This is a genomic window from Paenibacillus sp. FSL K6-1122 (assembly GCF_037977015.1).
GTDB lineage: Bacteria > Bacillota > Bacilli > Paenibacillales > Paenibacillaceae > Paenibacillus > Paenibacillus amylolyticus.
This window is the reverse complement of sequence record NZ_CP150272.1, coordinates 3,401,613-3,418,486: the sequence shown is the minus strand read 5'-3', so window position 1 is coordinate 3,418,486 and position 16,874 is coordinate 3,401,613. Positions and strand designations below refer to the sequence as shown.

The window sequence follows — 16,874 nt, the reverse complement described above, 5'->3', positions numbered from 1 at the left end:
TCATCTTATTTTATAAATTTATCCACACTTCCAAATATAAGCTTCACAAACTGGGTAGGACCAGGCAAACGGGGCTGAAAGAGAAGAATGATCCCAATTACTGCCGCCACAGCAGTAAATCCCGCGCTCACTATTCTGGCTCGCTTCTCTTTGCTGCTCTTCCACTCTCCATACACTATCGCAGTCGCCAGCATCAAAATCCCAAGGATTGAGCCTAGTTTCATTCAATCACCTCTCTTCCAGGCTTGTACAGGAGCCGATTCTGTTCAACTTTCGTCCTCATTAGGTATCCCCTGTGGTCCTGTTGATTTTCCGGTACGTACTACATGTGCATCTACGTTGACTTCCACGTCCATATCAGGATAGATGGTTTCCCAGTTCTTCTCCTGCGCTTTCCATTGATGCGGGTAATATCTGCGAAATTCAACTGCGAATTTGAAGAAATCGGAGCGCAGCTCTTTCTGGGACATGTCTAAAGCATCATGAGCCAAAGATGTGAGTTTAGCCGACCATTCCTTTTCCAGTTTAGTTAATACAGCGGGATCAGTCAGATTTGCATCCGTCGTATTTAACACCACTTCTCCCCTGGTTTGGATGTCGACCTTCATACTCCACTGTTTGTTTACAATTCGCGGCTTCAAGGAGGTTTTATTTTCAATGAGTCTTATCGAAAAAGAACCCTTTAACGGCTCAAACTCAACGGGCATGATAATGCTGTTCAGTTCTTTTGCAAGTAGTAATACACCTACGCTTAGTGGTTCTTTGACCGTCTTGACATAACGATCCTTCTTATACATACTCAGACCTTTCACATATGGCGTAGTCGTCAGTTTATCCTGATCGGGCTCCGGGGGTAAGATTAACATGCGAGACAAAATGGCTGAACTGCTCGGACCTTCAATAGATTTAGCCAGTTCAAGCGCAGTAACACGTGTACCTAACTTCAGATTGGCCATCTCACGTAGCGATTCAGCAGAACTTCGCTCCAGTGGATCAAGTAACGCAAGGATATCTTTCGCAGCCTTTTCGCTGGAAAAGACATATGCATGCTCCCTGAACTGAGGGTAACGCAGGAAGAAATCGATATACTCGCGGATACCGCGTTTGCCGGCTTGCTCACTGATGATTATGACTTCGCAGTGGCCCCAGAACATATTCCGGGGAACTTTACGTTGTAACCGATTCAATGCCTCGGCAATTGTACGTCCTTCCGCTGTTCGAATCATTGTTACCCCGCTTGGACTACCTCCACTCCCACTGCTATCTCCTGCACTCGCCTTCCGCGGAATGAAAATCTGTGAAGTCAATTGTACTTTGCCATCTTCATAATCTATCCCTGTAGCCAGCACGATAGCCAAATCGTTAATCTCGATACGATCCCAGCATCCACTTAAAAGCACACAACACAATATTGGCATTAGTAGTACTCTATATATTCGCAAGTGCTCCTCCCCCATCAATCAGGTGTTCGCTCGATTCTTCCGAAAATGTGCCCACCCTTTCTTCAGCCATGCGACACCGTAGATCATAGCCGGAAGGATTAATAAAATGCTGATCGTATACAAGTTGGCTGAAGCGCTAACCAAACTGGAAATACCGGATCCACCGGACACAACCCAGTAAGCAAATACCATGCACAGGAACGAAAGTGGACCAACCACAGGTTTGTAGTCTCGCAAACCAAACCATTCCGCAGTTGATGTAGCAAAGATATATAGAAAAACGGAAATTTTAACGAAAATACCGAAAATCCAGATAGCAATAATAAGGGATTCGATATGTTGCAAAAAGTCCGCAATGGTTATGTATCTTGCTGCGATCATGACCGGAAATACAAATGTATCCGTTAAATCACCAATTAAAAACAGGCAAAACAGATTGGTCACTGTCATTGCAGTTGTTGTAAACACAAGGGAACCCAGCATGACCCGGGTTATTCGTTTTTTTTCATTCACATAAGGTAGCAGAAAAGCCAACACGATATATTCACTAAACCATGCAGCAGGTGCAGCAGCCCCCGTAATAATGGGAATTGGACCCTTCTCCATAAAAGGAAACAGCTCGGCAGGATTCAGTTCACCAATCAACAATATAAAGATCAAAGCCAGCAGAACGATCAGCAGGGTAACAAACACCTGAGCGGTTCGTCCGACAACTTCAATCCCGAGTCTGACATTAATCGCACATACAACAACCATCGTCCCCATCACAACAAACAAAGGTGTACGCGGAAGTGCATTATTGACAATGAATTCACCGTATTCCCGAATAATCAAGCCCGTCAGGTGGGGCAAAAAAGCGATATATATCAGACCGAATAACTTGCCTGGAATCCGACCAATAATCAATACACTGGATTGAATGAGCGTTTTTCCAGGGTACAGACGATCAAGTCCAACTGAAATACCAATAGCAGCCAATCCAACGATTGAACCTATAATTGGAGTCATCCACATGTCATGTCCTGCATAGTGCATTGTAATTCCAGGCACAGACAAAATAGCCGTCGCGAGAATGGCGGGAAAGACCATAAATGCCAATTGAGTCACCGATATTTTCCCTTTGTCCGTCAACATATGTAATCCCGCTCCCTTGTTTGCTCGAATGTAGATTGTTCTAGTGTGGTTTGTTCCTTGGAGATGGACGCCACCATACATCCTTAAGTTCCTTAGCCATCGTAGGTGCTACCGGTGAGAGATAAGGTGTTCCAAATGAACGAAGACTGCTTAGATGAATGACAACCAAGATGACTCCCAGCATGACACCCGTGAGTCCCAACGTTCCTGCAAGAAACATCATGGGAAAACGTAGTAGACGGGTCGCGATGCTGGCAGCATAGCGAGGGATCATGAAAGAAGCGATACCGGTAATCGCTACAATGATAATCATGGGGGCTGAGACAATTCCGGCACTCGTCGCCGCTTGCCCAATAATTAAGGCCCCCACAATACTGACCGCTGATCCGACCTGCTTGGGCAATCGGACGCCAGCCTCACGCAATGCTTCAAAGGCAATTTCCATAATGAGTGCTTCCACCAGGGCAGGAAAAGGGATCTCTTCTCTCGCCCGAGCAATACTGAGAAGTAATACGGTAGGAATCATCTCCTGATGAAACGTCGTAATCGCTACATAAGCCGATGGAAGCAGCATGGATAAAACAAAAAAAATGTATCGCAGCCAGCGTACAAAAACACTCATGAACACATTTTGATAATAATCTTCGGGGGATTGTAACATGGAAAAAATGGTCACTGGTGCGATAAGGGTAAACGGCGTTCCGTCAACGAGAATAGCAAAACGACCTTCCAGCAAGTTGGAAACAACGACATCCGGACGCTCCGTCGCAATCATCTGTGGAAATGGTGAATATCGCTGATCAACAATGCCTTCTTCAATGTACTGACTCTCCAGTACGTCTCGGAGCTTTAAATCGCCAAGTCGTGTCTCCACTTCCTTAACAAGTTTGGGATCAATAATCCCTTCCATGTATACAAGTGAAATACTGGTGTTTGTACGATCTCCCATGTTACGTGTATGAATCTTCAATGCAGGTGTCTTGAGACGTTTGCGCAGTAAAGACATATTCATGGTCAACGACTCTGTGAACCCATCCCGTGCACCACGCACGGTCGATTCAGCTAACGGTTCTTCCGTTGAACGATTTGCAGCTTGGTATAGAGGGTATGTAGTTCCTCCTATTGAACCGTCCAGCAGTAACAGAGCTTCTCCTTCAAATATGGCCTGTACTGCTTGAGTAGTCGTTTCAACTTGCTTAACAGAAGCTAGGGGAACTTGCGCAGCTTCGATTCCCATTTCCTGAAGGGGCGTTAGTACCTGTCGTTCCAGCCGTTCCGTATCGCATACACCAACACAATATACGCATAATGCTGAAGTAAGACACGCGGTTTGGAATGTATGAAATACAACGTCCGAGCAACCCGCAAAAACGGAGCGTAACATTTCTTGATCAATAACAAGTTGTCCGGTTAATGGCATGTCCTGTTGTGTTATCGCTGATGTGTCCATGACGCCTCCCCTTTCCGTAAACGCTCCGTCCAGATATTCTCAGTTAAAGGTATCCTTTACTTATCAGATGGGATATATACGCAAAATATAGAATGCCAAAAAAGCCGCCCTCATGAGCGACTCTGATGATATAGAACGCTATTTATCCCTATCCTTTCACAGCACCTAAAGCAACACTCCCAATAATCTGTTTGGAAAATATAGAGAATACAATGATAATAGGCAGGATTGAGATCGCTACACCCAAATACAAGAGCCCATAATCCATCCCATAGTACCCCTGCACTAGCGCAACCAATACCGGAAGCGGATATTTATCCAGGGAGAAAAATAGCACGAGCGGTGTTAGGAAATTATTCCATGATCCGATAAACGTGAATATGCCAAGGGCGGCGATTGCCGGCCCCAGAATAGGCAGTACAATCTGATTGAACGTCCTGAACTCACCGGCACTGTCCACCCGCGCAGATTCAATAATCTCATCCGGGATGCTGCTCTCCATGAACTGTTTGATAAAAAATACATTAAATGCATTAGCCGCAGCAGGCAAAATAATTGCGGCATAACTATCCAGAAGTCCCATCATGCTGAATAGTCGATATACGCCAATCAGAGCCAGTTGACCCGGTACCATCATGGTTGCTAACAGAAACAGGAACAACCCGTTTCGTCCTTTGAATTTAAATTTGGCAAATCCATACGCAGTTAAGGCCCCAATATACAGAGATAATACGGTCGATGTTCCGGCAATAAATATGCTGTTGGCAAACCCACGCCATATGTTGATTTTGGATACCATGTTCATATAGTTATCAACCAAGAATGATCCGGGAAGAAATGTGAACGTTGAAGCAATCGTTGCATTATTATGTGTGGAATAAATAAGCATCAGATAAAATGGAATAATGCAGAGCACGGCAAGACCTGTCAGCAACAGATAGATGATGATTTTGCCTGCCGTCAGCCCTCTTGTATTGGCATATTGCTGAATCGCCGCATTTGGTTGTTCAACTGATTTTGCAGTTTGCATAAGAACTCCCCTCCCTATGAACGGCTCTTCCGCTTGGTCATGATGAAGGATGCAACGGACAACAATATGATGATAATAAACAGGCAAAATGCTATGGCAGCGCCGTAACCAAATCGTGTGCTCTGAAATGCTACATTATAGAGATACATAATGCTCGTCATGGCTGCTCGGTCAGGACCGCCATTGCCGTTGGTTAGTGTAAATGGCTGATCGAAAATCTGGATGCCCCCAATAATAGATGTAATCATCTGAAACAGAATAATTGGACGGAGCATCGGCACGATAATATGGGTGAAAATATGTTTCTTTTTCGCGCCATCCATCTGTGCAGCTTCCAGCAATGAAGGATCAATGCCCTGAAGACCTGCAAGGTAGATAACCATGGAATAACCGAAGTATTGAAAAAACAAAATGGATGATACAATCAGACGCATAAACCAGGGGTCATTTTTCCAGTTAATTGGATCTTGTATTATGCCGGTCTGCACCAAAAAATGGTTCAGTCCGCCAGACTGCCAGTCAAAAATCAAGCTGACAAGCAATCCAAGTGATGCCGCCGTAACGATGTTGGGAAAAAAGTATACGGCTCTGAAAAAGTCCCGTCCTTTGAGCAGCTTATCATTCAAGATAAAAGCCAACACAAGTGAGATTGTGAGCTGTGGAACTACAGATACGCCCCAGATGAATAACGTATTAAACAAGGTTTTGTAGAACAACGGATCTTGTAATACGGCAACGTAGTTACCGATCCCTACAAAATCAGGTGTCGTGATCCCATCAAAGTTGGTGAAACTGATGTAGAGGGAATATAAAATGGGATACAACCCAAAAGTGGTGAAAATAATAAAAAACGGAGCAATGAAGTAGTAGCCGTAATGGTCCTTGCGAATCGTTTTGGCAAACATGTTCTATCCCCCCAGTTATCATCGGATGTGTATATTCATTCGCTTACTTCTAAGCTAATCCACCTCCAGCTCCGGAAATCTCAAGGTAACATCACGTTTGATTCGCTTTACGACTTCTTCCTTGGTCTGAATGTCCTTATTGAGATATAACTGGAGTACAATCTTGTAGATATCATTGTTAATCGTGGCATCATATTTGGTGCGTTCGTATACAGGTACCCGTTTTGCGGCCTCCGAGAAAAACTCGAAATGCTTTTGTCCTCCCAAATAAGATGATGAGAGAGACGGGGCAAGTTCATCATTCACAACCATGTTGCTGGTGAAATAATCCTGCTCTTTCGCTAACTCGGATAGAAAATCGTGGTCAAAATTATAAAACTCAATAAACTTCCAGGCCAAATCCTTTTTCTCACTTTTACTGTACATCGCGATATAGGTTCCACCTGAACTAAAGGCTGACGGTCCCTGGGCTAAACCCCACATGCCTTCGGTATCCGGAGCGTTTGCCTTGAACGTATATTGCAAACCCCAGGTTGCCCCGGGATAGAACATGACCTCTCCTTTTTGCATGGATGCAGCGTAACCGGCACTTCCATCTTCATACTCGGCAAGTACATTCCGCTCACGTGCTTCACGTATAAGATCAAGCACTTCCAAGTACGTTGGATCGATGACAAGTTTGCCGTCCTTCACCCAAGGTATACCATCATATGAATTCGATATAGCATTCCAATTCGCCAATGCATGTACTTTATTCCCGCTAAGTTGCTGTACCTTCTCTCCAATCTCGAAGATCTTCTCCCATGTATCGATCTGTGAACCCACCTTCTCAGGATCATCGGTGCCCAGATATTTCTTCGCCAGATCCCGACGATAGTAGATGCCCCCTGGTGTTCCCTGATAACCTATCGCTCTGACATTTCCCTCACTGTCCTGTTCATTGGCCTGAACAAAAGCATATTGTTCCTGGATAAGTTCATTGGCGTTATACGGCGAAGCTGATAAATTCTCCAGATATGGAACGTCAATCAGCTCTCGAATATTCGCATTTTCAATCATAAATACATCTGGAGCCTTCGAGGTTGTCTGTAGCGCAGATTTCAGCTTGGTGATATAGAAATTACCAGGGATGTTGACAAAGTTCACTTTAATGTCAGGATATTTCTGTTCGAATTTCTCGATGGCGTACCCTGCTTCATCCGTAAAACTCCACACAGTAATCTCCTGTTGCTTGGTTTGACTCGATGGACTGAACTGACAACCAGCTAACAACATCGCTGCACATACTAATACAATAGTTGGCTTAAACCACTTCTTCATAGGCCCCCTCCTTCAAAAAGGAAACGCTTACAATTTATTAGAGTATATTGATTTTGGAGAGGGCTTTCTCCACAAATATTGTGCATTACCCTCCATATTTTGTGATATTCGTACGATGTTTCTTACGAAATTCGGAGGGTGTACAGTCATTATATTTTTTAAAAAGACGATTATAGGAGTTAACATTGTTAAATCCATGTCCGATCGCAATCTCCAGAATCGTATCCTGACGGAACAATAAAGCCCACTCGGACTTGATAATTCGAAAATGATTCAAGTATTCCATCAGTGTTACTCCCTTGATCTCTTTGAACAGCTTGCAGACATGGAACTTGCTGAATTTAATATGTTCCGCCACCTGTTCCAGCTTAATGGGCTCAGCATAGTGCTCCTCCAGGTATTCACAGACCGATTCAAGGAATTCAAATTTTTTGGATGAAGTACATGCCCATCCTGAAGATGAGGATTCATCGGTGGTAACCGGTACTTTGGTACGTAATAAAAGTATGATGAGATCATACAACCTGGATACCATTAACCATCGGTATCCCGGCTTCTGATTGTTCTTCTCGGTAATGATGTCATCTATATATTGAGTCAGATTGCTCTGACTTCCCGTATTCGAGGGAATAACAGTTGTTTTGTTGAAAAGTTGTCCGAGATCCTGAATTTCGGCTTCGGTCGTGAAACTCCCGGTTAACAATTCGAGTCGGAACAAGATAATGGTCAAATGTTCGGTCCCCGGCAAAAAGCAGTGCACATCCCCTGGTTTGATCAGCAGCACATCCCCTTTTTCCAACTCACACACGTGGTCGTTCACGCCAATTCTGGCGCTCTTACCATTGACGAGAACCAGTTCAACCTCATCATGCCAGTGCGCAGCATAATTGAACTGATTTCCTGTATGAATTACCCGAATGGGAAAACCTTCTTGCATATGGCCTGTCTCCAAAAAAGTGGGTACGCCCATCGTATCAACCTCCATTTATTTCCAATGCAAAATACTCCTCATCTTTATATTATGCATTAATGGCTACTCTCCTTTCTTTTTAAGTATTTAAAATTCTATCGAATGCAAAAAACTCCTCAACTCAGGTTGAGGAGCCGAACAGAATCACGTTCCACGCATTGGATGTCCAGTGTATATAACGTCTCTACGATCTCTCCGTTCAGCAGTTGGAAGAGAACATGACCTGCAAGCTGGCCTGCATCCCTCTTCGGCTGACGAAATGTGGTTAGAGGTGGATTCATGTACTGAGATGCAGGTATATTGTCAAAGCCAATTACGGATAACTGCTCAGGTATTGAGATATCATGCTCCCTGAAGGCTTCCAAGCCGCCGATGGCCATTTCATCATTTGCAAAAAATACAGCGGATGGCAACTCTCCTTCAAGCAGTTTCTTGGCTGCATCGTACCCATCTTGCTTCATGTATTGTCCGCCAATTTTCCATTCGGGGTTCTCTTCAATGCCTGCCTCCTTCAAGGCTTTCAAATAACCTTGATAACGATGAAGATTACATTCCGATTGTGACGGGCCACTAATATAAGCTATTGTCCGATGCCCTTTATCGATCAGATAACGTGTAGCCAAGTAACCACCTTGCGTATCACTCATCAAAACCTTTACAATATGTTGAGCATCCAGATCCCGATCCATGACAACAATCGGAAACCCTGCTTCAGATGCTTCAATCAGCAACTGATCTTGAATATTCTGAGCAATAACAATAGCTCCGTCAATTCTTCGTTCACGAATGTAACGATGGGCTGTCGACTTCTCTCCACCCAACGAACTACATACGATCATATCGTATCCATGACTCATAACGACAGTTTCTATTCCGTTCACCAAATCCGAGAAATACGGGCTGGACATGTCATGGACAATAATACCAATGGTTTGTGTACTATTTCGTTTTAATTCCGATGCAGGACCATGCCTAACATAATTGAGTTGACTCGCTGCCTCAAGCACTCGAAGTCTTGTCGGCTCACTTACATTCCCTTTATCGTTAAGTACGCAAGATACGGTCGAACTGGCTACACCAGCCATCTTGGCTACATCTTTAATCGTTGTCATCATATATACTCCTCAAAAACAGTTTCATCTGTTTAGTTCATTATGGCAGTAACACAGCAATACACACGGGATAGTTCACTAGCATTTTAACACGTCAGTCCAGTCATGTCTCTTAGCAAAACATCAACTACGAAAAAACATATTTAAGAAACCGAGGTGCCTTCATGAGATTTAGTGAATATGTAATAGGTCAGCGTTACGAAACCACATCTTTGGCATTATCCAAGTGTGATATTATTGAGTTTGCCACAATCTATGACCCACAGTACATGCATTTGGATGAGGAAAAGGCCAAGCAAGGCCGATTTGGCAGTTTAATTGCTTCTGGCATGCAAACGATGAATATCTCCTTTAAATTATGGATTGAGGTCGGGGTCTATGGAGAGCATGTCGTGGCGGGCACCGGAATGAATAACATTCAATTCCTGAAACCTGTCTTTCCGGATGATGAACTTCATGTCATTGCAGAAGTCATTGGACTGACTCCCAGACGAAAAGGAAATGGGATTGTTACGGTACTGCTGAGTACTTTCAATCAGAAGAATCAAAAGGTATTTCAGGCAGAATTAAGTGCTTTAATCGATAATTAAGGCTGAGAAAAAGCCCAAAAAAGCCGCCAATTGGCGGCTTTTCGCAGATATATCACATTGAATCATTTTTAAGCGTTATACCCTTTCAATACCTGCCCCAAAATCTCTACACCCTTGACAATCTGTTCGTCTGACGGGGTTGAGAAATTAAGTCTGATGGCATTACAAGGGTCTTGCTCGTTCACCAGGAATGCATTTCCCGGTACAACCGCAACCCCTTGAGCTGCCGCTGTCTTGGCATAATCAAGCATTGGCACATGTGCTGGCAGATCACACCAGAGGAACAGCCCACCATCCGGTTGGGTATAGGTAATGGACTCACCCATATGCTCTTGCAGCTTGTCCATCATCAATGTTGCTTTTCTCCGATAGACCTCACAAATACTGTTAATGTGCCCCGCGTAATCATACTCTGTCATGAACTTGTACGCCAGGATCTGTGGAAGCATGGCCGTATGTACGTCTTCTCCCTGTTTGGCAACAACCATCTTCTCCACGACTTCATGGGGCGCTTGTACAAAACCAACGCGCAGTCCTGCCGACAAAATTTTGGAGAATGATCCAACATAGATGACCAGACCCTCATCATCCATAGACTTGATGGTTGGCACATCGTCTCCATTGAATCGAAGTTCTCCGTACGGGTTATCTTCCAAAATCATAACGCCATACTTCTTAGCCAGCTCGTATATGGCCTTACGTTTCTCCAGGCTCGTTGTTACACCCGTCGGATTCTGAAAACTCGGGATCACGTAGATCAGTTTCACATTAGGCTCCGTTTGCAGCGCCTGTTCCAGCTTCTCGATATCCATACCGTCCATCTCCATCGGAACACCGGCAAGCTTTGCACCGGATGCCCGGAAGGAGTTCAGGGAACCGATAAAGCTCGGACTCTCACAGATAATCGTGTCCCCTTCATTACAGAATACTTTACAGGCCAGTTCAATCCCCTGCTGCGCTCCAGATACAATGAACAATTGATCGGATGGTTTACCGGTATCAAAACCTGTCTTCAAATGTTGAGTCAATGCTTCCCTGAGGGGAACATATCCTTCCGTAATCCCATATTGCAGAGCTGTGACCGGGTCATGCTCCAGAATGGATTGAGTGAATGTACGAATCGCCTCAATAGGAAAGGTTTCCGGAGCAGGATTTCCCGCAGAGAATGGAATCACATTTTGCCCCGAAGAAGCCTTCAGAATCTCACGAATAATGGATGGTTGCAGTGCTGCGATACGATTGGAAAATGAATAGTTCATCTTAAATAGTGCCTCCCGACATTTCATCTGAATTAACTCTCTATCATTACATTAGATTCTATTATACGAGCATTTCCCGAATTTCCAAACTGTCTCCACAAAATTAATGCTTGTACGCCAAAAAAGAGGCCGCCGTCAGCAACCTCTTTCGCATAAGTATTGAGCAAACATTCAGCCTGTTAGCGCGCTGCGTTCATCTCGGATAGCCGTGTGGCCTTCACAACATAAGCGGCTAGACCGGGGATCATCCGAGCCAGACCAGGATAGAATTTATTGGTTTTGGCAAAAGCCAGCTTTTGAATTCTTCTTGCGCGTCTGAGCAATTGAGTGAATTCCCGGCTTGCTTCCAGCGTGTAATTACTCTGCCAATCGGCATGTTCAATGTCACCTTGCAGGTACTTGTCAGTCCACCTTGCACACAGGAGTGAGGAGCGAAGAGCAATGGACATTCCGTCTCCACATAAGGGTGGTATCATCAGCATGGCATCCCCAATATGCGGATATTGGGACCACGGCTCAGGAACGTTGGACAGATGCAGCGGCGCAATCGACACTTGCGTTCCATCTACAGGTTTTCCCTCGGCTAAACGGGCCGCCAAGCTCACGTTTGTCAGGGATGCCGCCTGTAAAATATCGTTTACAGATTTGCCACTTCCCTGGACGGTATCCAGTGTCAACAATGCGGCGACATTCACAATACCATCCTCAATCGGAGAAATGCCCACGTAACCACCCTCGCAAAAATATAACTCTACCCGTGCGGGAATCTCTATCCCACTGAAGTGGGACTTAACGCCAACGTATATGGTTTGGTCCCGCAGATCAGGTGCGGAAGCCATCCCGCGCGGCTTTTTGGTCCCATGTGCCCCGATAACGGCTTTGGCTCTGTAGCTGATCCGCTCATCTCCCTGTTTCACCTGAACCTCATAACTGGCATCCTCAAGCTGCTCGATGCTCGTTATGGTCGCTTTGGTCACAATCTGGGCTCCGGCCTCCAGCGCCTTCTGATGCAAAATCTGGTCCAGCTCATATCGACTTATACCATATGCGAATCCCGGCAGCGGTGCTTCGATCACTCCGCCTTGTGGCATAACGATTTTGGCATGATCCATCGTGCTAGGTTTCTTCGACTGGTCCAGAAGGTGAATGTCCAGAACTTCTAACATCTCCTTGGTTTCGGGTGACATGAACTCACCGCAGGTTTTGTGCCGCGGGAACTCCTGGCGATCCAGCAGAAGGGTCCGATGTCCTTTCCCTGCCAGTTGCATTGCACATGTACTGCCGGCAATTCCGGCTCCGATGACAATCACATCTATCGATTTCGACACGTAAGATCACCTGCCTTTCGTGGGAATTACAACAGAATAACGGAATAAGGGCTTCCATTCATAGGTCATCGTATCATGATTGAGACGTTGTTTAAGTTCCTTCCAATCCCTCCCTGTAAAACCTTTGGCTACGGAAAGAGGCCCATCATGACGAATATAACGATTGCGCGAGATCATCCGTGTAGTAATCCAGACCGCCTTATAGGGTACGGGGTGGCGGTGAATATCATTAATAACGACACCGTATCTGGATGCTCTTAGCATATGAGAAACCATATCGACCAGCTGATCTCCGTCAAAATGATGTACAAACTGGGAACCTGTCACAATATCTGCTGAAGCATCCGGCAGTTGTGTAAGATCGGCACGTTGTACCCGGACTCGGGATTCGTCACGGAATAGTTGTCTCGCTTCCTCACACGCTTCTTCCGTCAGATCAACCAGCGTAATTTCAAGCTGAACACCCTGACGATCTGCCCATTGCAGTAGTTTCTGGTTCACATCTCCTGAACCTGCCCCCACATCCAGCAAGGTCAGCTTATTCGGCTTACCGACTGAGTTCCACAACTTCTCTACACCAGCCAGAGTTGGGCCAGGTGCTGCAAATATTTTGTTAAGACGTCTCAGATGTCTAAGCGCTTCACGCAGCTCCTCCCCTCCCAGAGAGAAGTCATCCATCAGTTCATCTTCCTTGGCTCGAATGGACAATGTTCTAAAAAAGGACATGATCGTGCTCCTCCATCACTGAAGATAATGAGGGTACATAAGTGAATTTCATCAACTCTGCGGTGAGTCCCGGTCCAAATGCCATGGCTACACCATCTGTGGAGGATTGACCCTGTGCCTTCATGTCCTCACGCATCGCGTTCAGTACAAACAGAATGGTATTGGAAGATAAGTTACCATACGTTCTGAGGACATCCCTGCTATACTTCGTTTGCTCGTCTCGCAACTTCATTACATTCTGCACAGAGTCCACAATCCCGCGTCCTCCCGGATGAATGGCCCATAGTTCAGGAAGCTGTTCACTTTGCAATAAGAGACGCAGTTCCTCTTCCAGATGAACACCTAACAGCTTCGGAATACGAGGGGATAGATACAGGTCATACCCCAGATTCCCCACCTCCCAGGTCATATCTTCAGTCGAATCCGGAAGAAGCACAGAATAACCCGTTCCCAGACTCAAAACATTCTTGTGCTGAGATTCTGGTGTACCCACTACACAAGAAGAAGCAGCGTCTCCGAAGAATGAAGCTGCAAACAGCGCTTCCCGATCTTGTACGGGCTGAAAATGAATGGTGCATAACTCTACACTGACCACAAGGACCTGTGATCCGGGAGATCCCTGCACGACATCTCGTGCCATCTGGATGGCTTTCAACCCTGCGGCACAACCCTGAAAGATCAGCGGCAGTCGATTAACTCGGGCAGACAAACCCAAATGACGGATGAGCATAACATCAAGACCCGGCAGATACTGACCGGTGCAGCTGACCGTGATGATATGTGTGATGCTCTTTGGAGATACGCCTGAATCCTCCAGGGCTTTCTCTGCCGCCTCAATCCCGAGTGGAAGCGCCTCTCGCTTGTATGTATTCATTCGTTCTTCGGTTGTCGGGATGTCTGATCGCTCACCAGAGGGCAGATAACGGCATTCTTCCAGTGAACCCAGATAGCTCGGTTCCACGGTATATCGTGTTTCAACACCACAGGACTTGAATATTCGCTTGGCAAAACGGGCCAAATCTGGCCGATCCTGAAGAGAAGAAGCGATTAATTCTGCAATATCTGACTGCGCTACGGAGTGAGCAGGTAGAGCCGTCCCCATGCCAAGAATCGCGATATCGGATGGACTGTTATATTGGTTCATAATAAACCTCCTGGTATTGGTCATTATTTCCTCTAATTTAACAACTCTTACCCTTAACGATATCGTTATAATCTCAATAAGGCTCCTAATCTAGTTTATTAACACATCCGCAAGCTCAGAAGCTTGGTTTCGCCAAGCCATTGAAGCAATCACACCAATGAACGAAAAAAGCCGCCATTAGGCGGCTTCAAGGTAACCAGATTCCTACTAAGCGTCATTCTGATACACGTTATTTGGAAAATGCTTCTCTGATCTTGTCACTCATTCGGTACCAGGCATCCTCAGCCATCTGGAGATCCCCAGAATGCGTAAATCCATGAGCGGCTCCCTCGTACTCCTTAAGTGTCACCTTCACACCGCTTGCTTCCAGCCTTGCTGCATATGTTCTTGCTTCTTGGGCCAGTGAATCTTTCTCCGCGGTAATGATCAATGCTTCTGGGAGTCCCTCTACTGATGTTGCAAGCACAGGTGAAGCCAACGGGTCATGCGCATCTTCTGGCGTATCAAGGTACATGGCATTGAACGTTCTGGCGATATCGGCTGGAATGGCTTCTGCAAAACTCGGTTTCTCGGCCGGATCTGTAGCCACATCCAACACGGCATAATCCATAATTTGCAGAACAATCGGCAACTTGCTACCTCGTTGCTGATTCAGTAAACACACTGCTGCTGCAAGATTACCACCAGCACTATGCCCCCCAATAGCGAATAGAGACGGGTTAACCGAGAAGGATTCCGGATTGGCGTGGACCCACTGTACAACGTCGTAACATTCATGGACCGCCGTTGGGAACTTGTGCTCTGGTGCAAGACTGTAATCGATATTAACGACCACACAATCAGATCGATCAGCGATCAAGCGACACCATGGATCATCCATCTCTGCTTGTCCCAAGATGAAACCACCCCCATGCATATTAAAGAAGACCGGCAGAGGCGCGGAATGGTCCCTATCCGGTGTATACACAAGTACACGTGTATCCCCTTTAGTTGTAGGAATCATGACTTCTTTTACTGTGACCGCATACGTGGAACTGGGTTGAAGAGCTGCACCTGTACCGACGACATTTTGACGCATACGTTGTACCATTGCCAGTTGTTGTTGTTGATCCATAGATATCACTCCTTTAGTGGATTGCCAATACGCCTTCTTCCGTTGTCACTTTAAGTATAGAAGACACTTGTCTATTCCGTCATGTGCAAATCATTTGATATGTATTGATCAACATGCTGAAACGTCAACCAAAATTACCTTCCCCTGCTCTTAATGCTTCAATGTTAACATTCAGTGCCAGGAGATTGGTTTGGGTCCGTGCTTGTTTCCTTTTTTTGTGGAACATCATCCAGACCCCCATCAAACAAAATAAAACGCTGCACCCCATGCCAAACAAGCTACTGGTTTTTAATGCAAGAGGTGAGCCTTGCATGGTAAGTAACGTCGCTTGGGTCACCACGATGGATACCATCGCATCGGTGAAGTTAATCATTTTCAATGTAGATATGATCGGGTTATGGAGATGACGGTTCGCCCAGGTACCATACACGGCAAAAACCAGCTTGGTAAAAGCAACTGTAGATACGATATACACGATGTTACCCTCATATATGAAGGCATCGCCGATTAGATACATTCGCAGGCAGACCATCGAATAGGACACGCCTAGTAAACACAGGAACAGACCTCCGCGCTTATATACCGTAAGTTCTAATCTATATCTTTCTTCGGGAGAGTCCATTCTCTTGGTAACTGTATATTTATGGAGCACTTGTCCTTTTGCCACACACAGAATCAGATAATATACAGCATTTGTAATGAACCATCCCGAAAGCAGATATATGCCCAGGATTAACTTGCCTATCCCTGTTACCGCATTGATAACAAGGGAAGCCACATTAAACAAGGCCGTTCGATCTTGTTTATTTCCAAGGTAATGGAACCAAATGGACTTCAAATATGTCTTCATTTTCATAGGATATTCATTCTGTTAGAGAAGCAGACCATTAGCCTTTTCACCTACCTCTTAAATGTCAATAACATGATGAATGAGGTGTAGAGAAAGTGGTATATGTTCTCCTCATTCGGCCAAAGACTCCCGAACGCTTTTTGGAAGGGATTTGACAACCATATCATACGAGTGTTCGATCATGACATAGACATCTTCATCGGACAATGAACCATCCAGCGTAATGGTATTCCAGTGTTTTTTGTTCATATGATATCCCGGTTGAACTGCTTCATGCTGCTCTCTCAGGTTCTCTGCAATAATGGGGTCACATTTTAAGTTTAAACGACAGTTCTTTTCTTTGTTTTCAAAAATAAGCGCGAACATCTTACCCGCAACCTTAATCGCGACTGGATCAGGCCCAAATGGATAATCCTTGGTCGCACCTTTCTTGCTCAAACTGTATTCAATCATCGTATCCTTCAAGTCAGTACCTCCCTTTCACCAGTAGACGATATAAT

The 16,874-nt window shown here is 45.3% G+C and carries 17 protein-coding genes; 1 reads left to right on the top strand and 16 read right to left on the bottom strand.

Going from position 1 to position 16,874, the window contains the following annotated elements; all coding sequences use genetic code 11:
* Positions 1-5: 5 nt before the first annotated feature.
* The 9 genes from NSQ20_RS15605 to NSQ20_RS15565 all read right to left on the bottom strand — a co-directional run bounded on the left by NSQ20_RS15605 (position 6) and on the right by NSQ20_RS15565 (position 9,366).
* On the bottom strand, positions 6-224 hold the full coding sequence (locus NSQ20_RS15605) for a hypothetical protein (RefSeq protein ID WP_036608149.1): 219 nt from the start codon (positions 222-224) through the stop codon (positions 6-8).
* 42 nt (positions 225-266) lie between these two features.
* Positions 267-1,442 (bottom strand): Ger(x)C family spore germination protein, encoded by a 1,176-nt coding sequence (locus tag NSQ20_RS15600; protein WP_164783279.1) that lies wholly within the window; start codon positions 1,440-1,442, stop codon positions 267-269.
* Between the two features lie 18 nt (positions 1,443-1,460).
* Positions 1,461-2,576, bottom strand: coding sequence for an endospore germination permease (locus NSQ20_RS15595; RefSeq protein ID WP_338594574.1), 1,116 nt, complete (start codon positions 2,574-2,576; stop codon positions 1,461-1,463).
* A 40-nt stretch (positions 2,577-2,616) separates the two neighbouring features.
* Positions 2,617-4,026 (bottom strand): spore germination protein, encoded by a 1,410-nt coding sequence (locus NSQ20_RS15590; RefSeq protein ID WP_340032925.1) that lies wholly within the window; start codon positions 4,024-4,026, stop codon positions 2,617-2,619.
* 148 nt (positions 4,027-4,174) lie between these two features.
* Positions 4,175-5,056: a carbohydrate ABC transporter permease gene (locus tag NSQ20_RS15585; protein ID WP_253508265.1), complete on the bottom strand. Its 882-nt coding sequence runs from the start codon at positions 5,054-5,056 to the stop codon at positions 4,175-4,177.
* Between the two features lie 14 nt (positions 5,057-5,070).
* Positions 5,071-5,961, bottom strand: coding sequence for a sugar ABC transporter permease (locus tag NSQ20_RS15580; protein WP_253508263.1), 891 nt, complete (start codon positions 5,959-5,961; stop codon positions 5,071-5,073).
* 54 nt (positions 5,962-6,015) lie between these two features.
* Positions 6,016-7,281 (bottom strand): extracellular solute-binding protein, encoded by a 1,266-nt coding sequence (locus tag NSQ20_RS15575; RefSeq protein WP_340032924.1) that lies wholly within the window; start codon positions 7,279-7,281, stop codon positions 6,016-6,018.
* A gap of 85 nt (positions 7,282-7,366) precedes the next feature.
* Entirely contained in the window at positions 7,367-8,251 is an 885-nt protein-coding gene (locus tag NSQ20_RS15570) for an AraC family transcriptional regulator (RefSeq protein ID WP_340032923.1), read from the bottom strand.
* Positions 8,252-8,367: 116 nt separating this feature from the next.
* Complete coding sequence (locus NSQ20_RS15565; RefSeq protein ID WP_321163448.1) at positions 8,368-9,366, bottom strand: LacI family DNA-binding transcriptional regulator; 999 nt, start codon at positions 9,364-9,366, stop codon at positions 8,368-8,370.
* A gap of 161 nt (positions 9,367-9,527) precedes the next feature.
* Between NSQ20_RS15565 and NSQ20_RS15560 the strand changes: the two genes are divergently transcribed.
* Positions 9,528-9,953, top strand: a complete 426-nt coding sequence (locus NSQ20_RS15560) for a MaoC family dehydratase (RefSeq protein ID WP_036608170.1) — start codon at positions 9,528-9,530, stop codon at positions 9,951-9,953.
* Positions 9,954-10,021: 68 nt separating this feature from the next.
* On the opposite strand, the gene NSQ20_RS15555 is transcribed toward NSQ20_RS15560, so the two are convergent.
* The 7 genes from NSQ20_RS15555 to NSQ20_RS15525 all read right to left on the bottom strand — a co-directional run bounded on the left by NSQ20_RS15555 (position 10,022) and on the right by NSQ20_RS15525 (position 16,839).
* Positions 10,022-11,212 carry a PLP-dependent aminotransferase family protein gene (locus tag NSQ20_RS15555; protein ID WP_340032922.1) on the bottom strand — a complete coding sequence of 397 codons (1,191 nt, stop codon included), beginning with the start codon at positions 11,210-11,212 and terminating at the stop codon, positions 10,022-10,024.
* Between the two features lie 179 nt (positions 11,213-11,391).
* On the bottom strand, positions 11,392-12,540 hold the full coding sequence (locus NSQ20_RS15550; RefSeq protein ID WP_340032921.1) for an FAD-dependent oxidoreductase: 1,149 nt from the start codon (positions 12,538-12,540) through the stop codon (positions 11,392-11,394).
* Between the two features lie 6 nt (positions 12,541-12,546).
* A complete protein-coding gene (locus NSQ20_RS15545) occupies positions 12,547-13,266 on the bottom strand; it encodes an SAM-dependent methyltransferase (protein WP_340032920.1) in 720 nt (239 codons plus the stop codon).
* On the bottom strand, positions 13,253-14,410 hold the full coding sequence (locus NSQ20_RS15540; RefSeq protein ID WP_340032919.1) for a type III polyketide synthase: 1,158 nt from the start codon (positions 14,408-14,410) through the stop codon (positions 13,253-13,255). Before NSQ20_RS15540 ends, NSQ20_RS15545 begins: the two co-directional genes overlap by 14 nt.
* Before the next feature lie 229 nt (positions 14,411-14,639).
* Complete coding sequence (locus tag NSQ20_RS15535) at positions 14,640-15,524, bottom strand: alpha/beta hydrolase (RefSeq protein ID WP_340032918.1); 885 nt, start codon at positions 15,522-15,524, stop codon at positions 14,640-14,642.
* Between the two features lie 124 nt (positions 15,525-15,648).
* Complete coding sequence (locus NSQ20_RS15530) at positions 15,649-16,380, bottom strand: hypothetical protein (RefSeq protein ID WP_340032917.1); 732 nt, start codon at positions 16,378-16,380, stop codon at positions 15,649-15,651.
* A gap of 105 nt (positions 16,381-16,485) precedes the next feature.
* Positions 16,486-16,839, bottom strand: a complete 354-nt coding sequence (locus tag NSQ20_RS15525; RefSeq protein WP_340032916.1) for an MmcQ/YjbR family DNA-binding protein — start codon at positions 16,837-16,839, stop codon at positions 16,486-16,488.
* Positions 16,840-16,874: the final 35 nt, after the last annotated feature.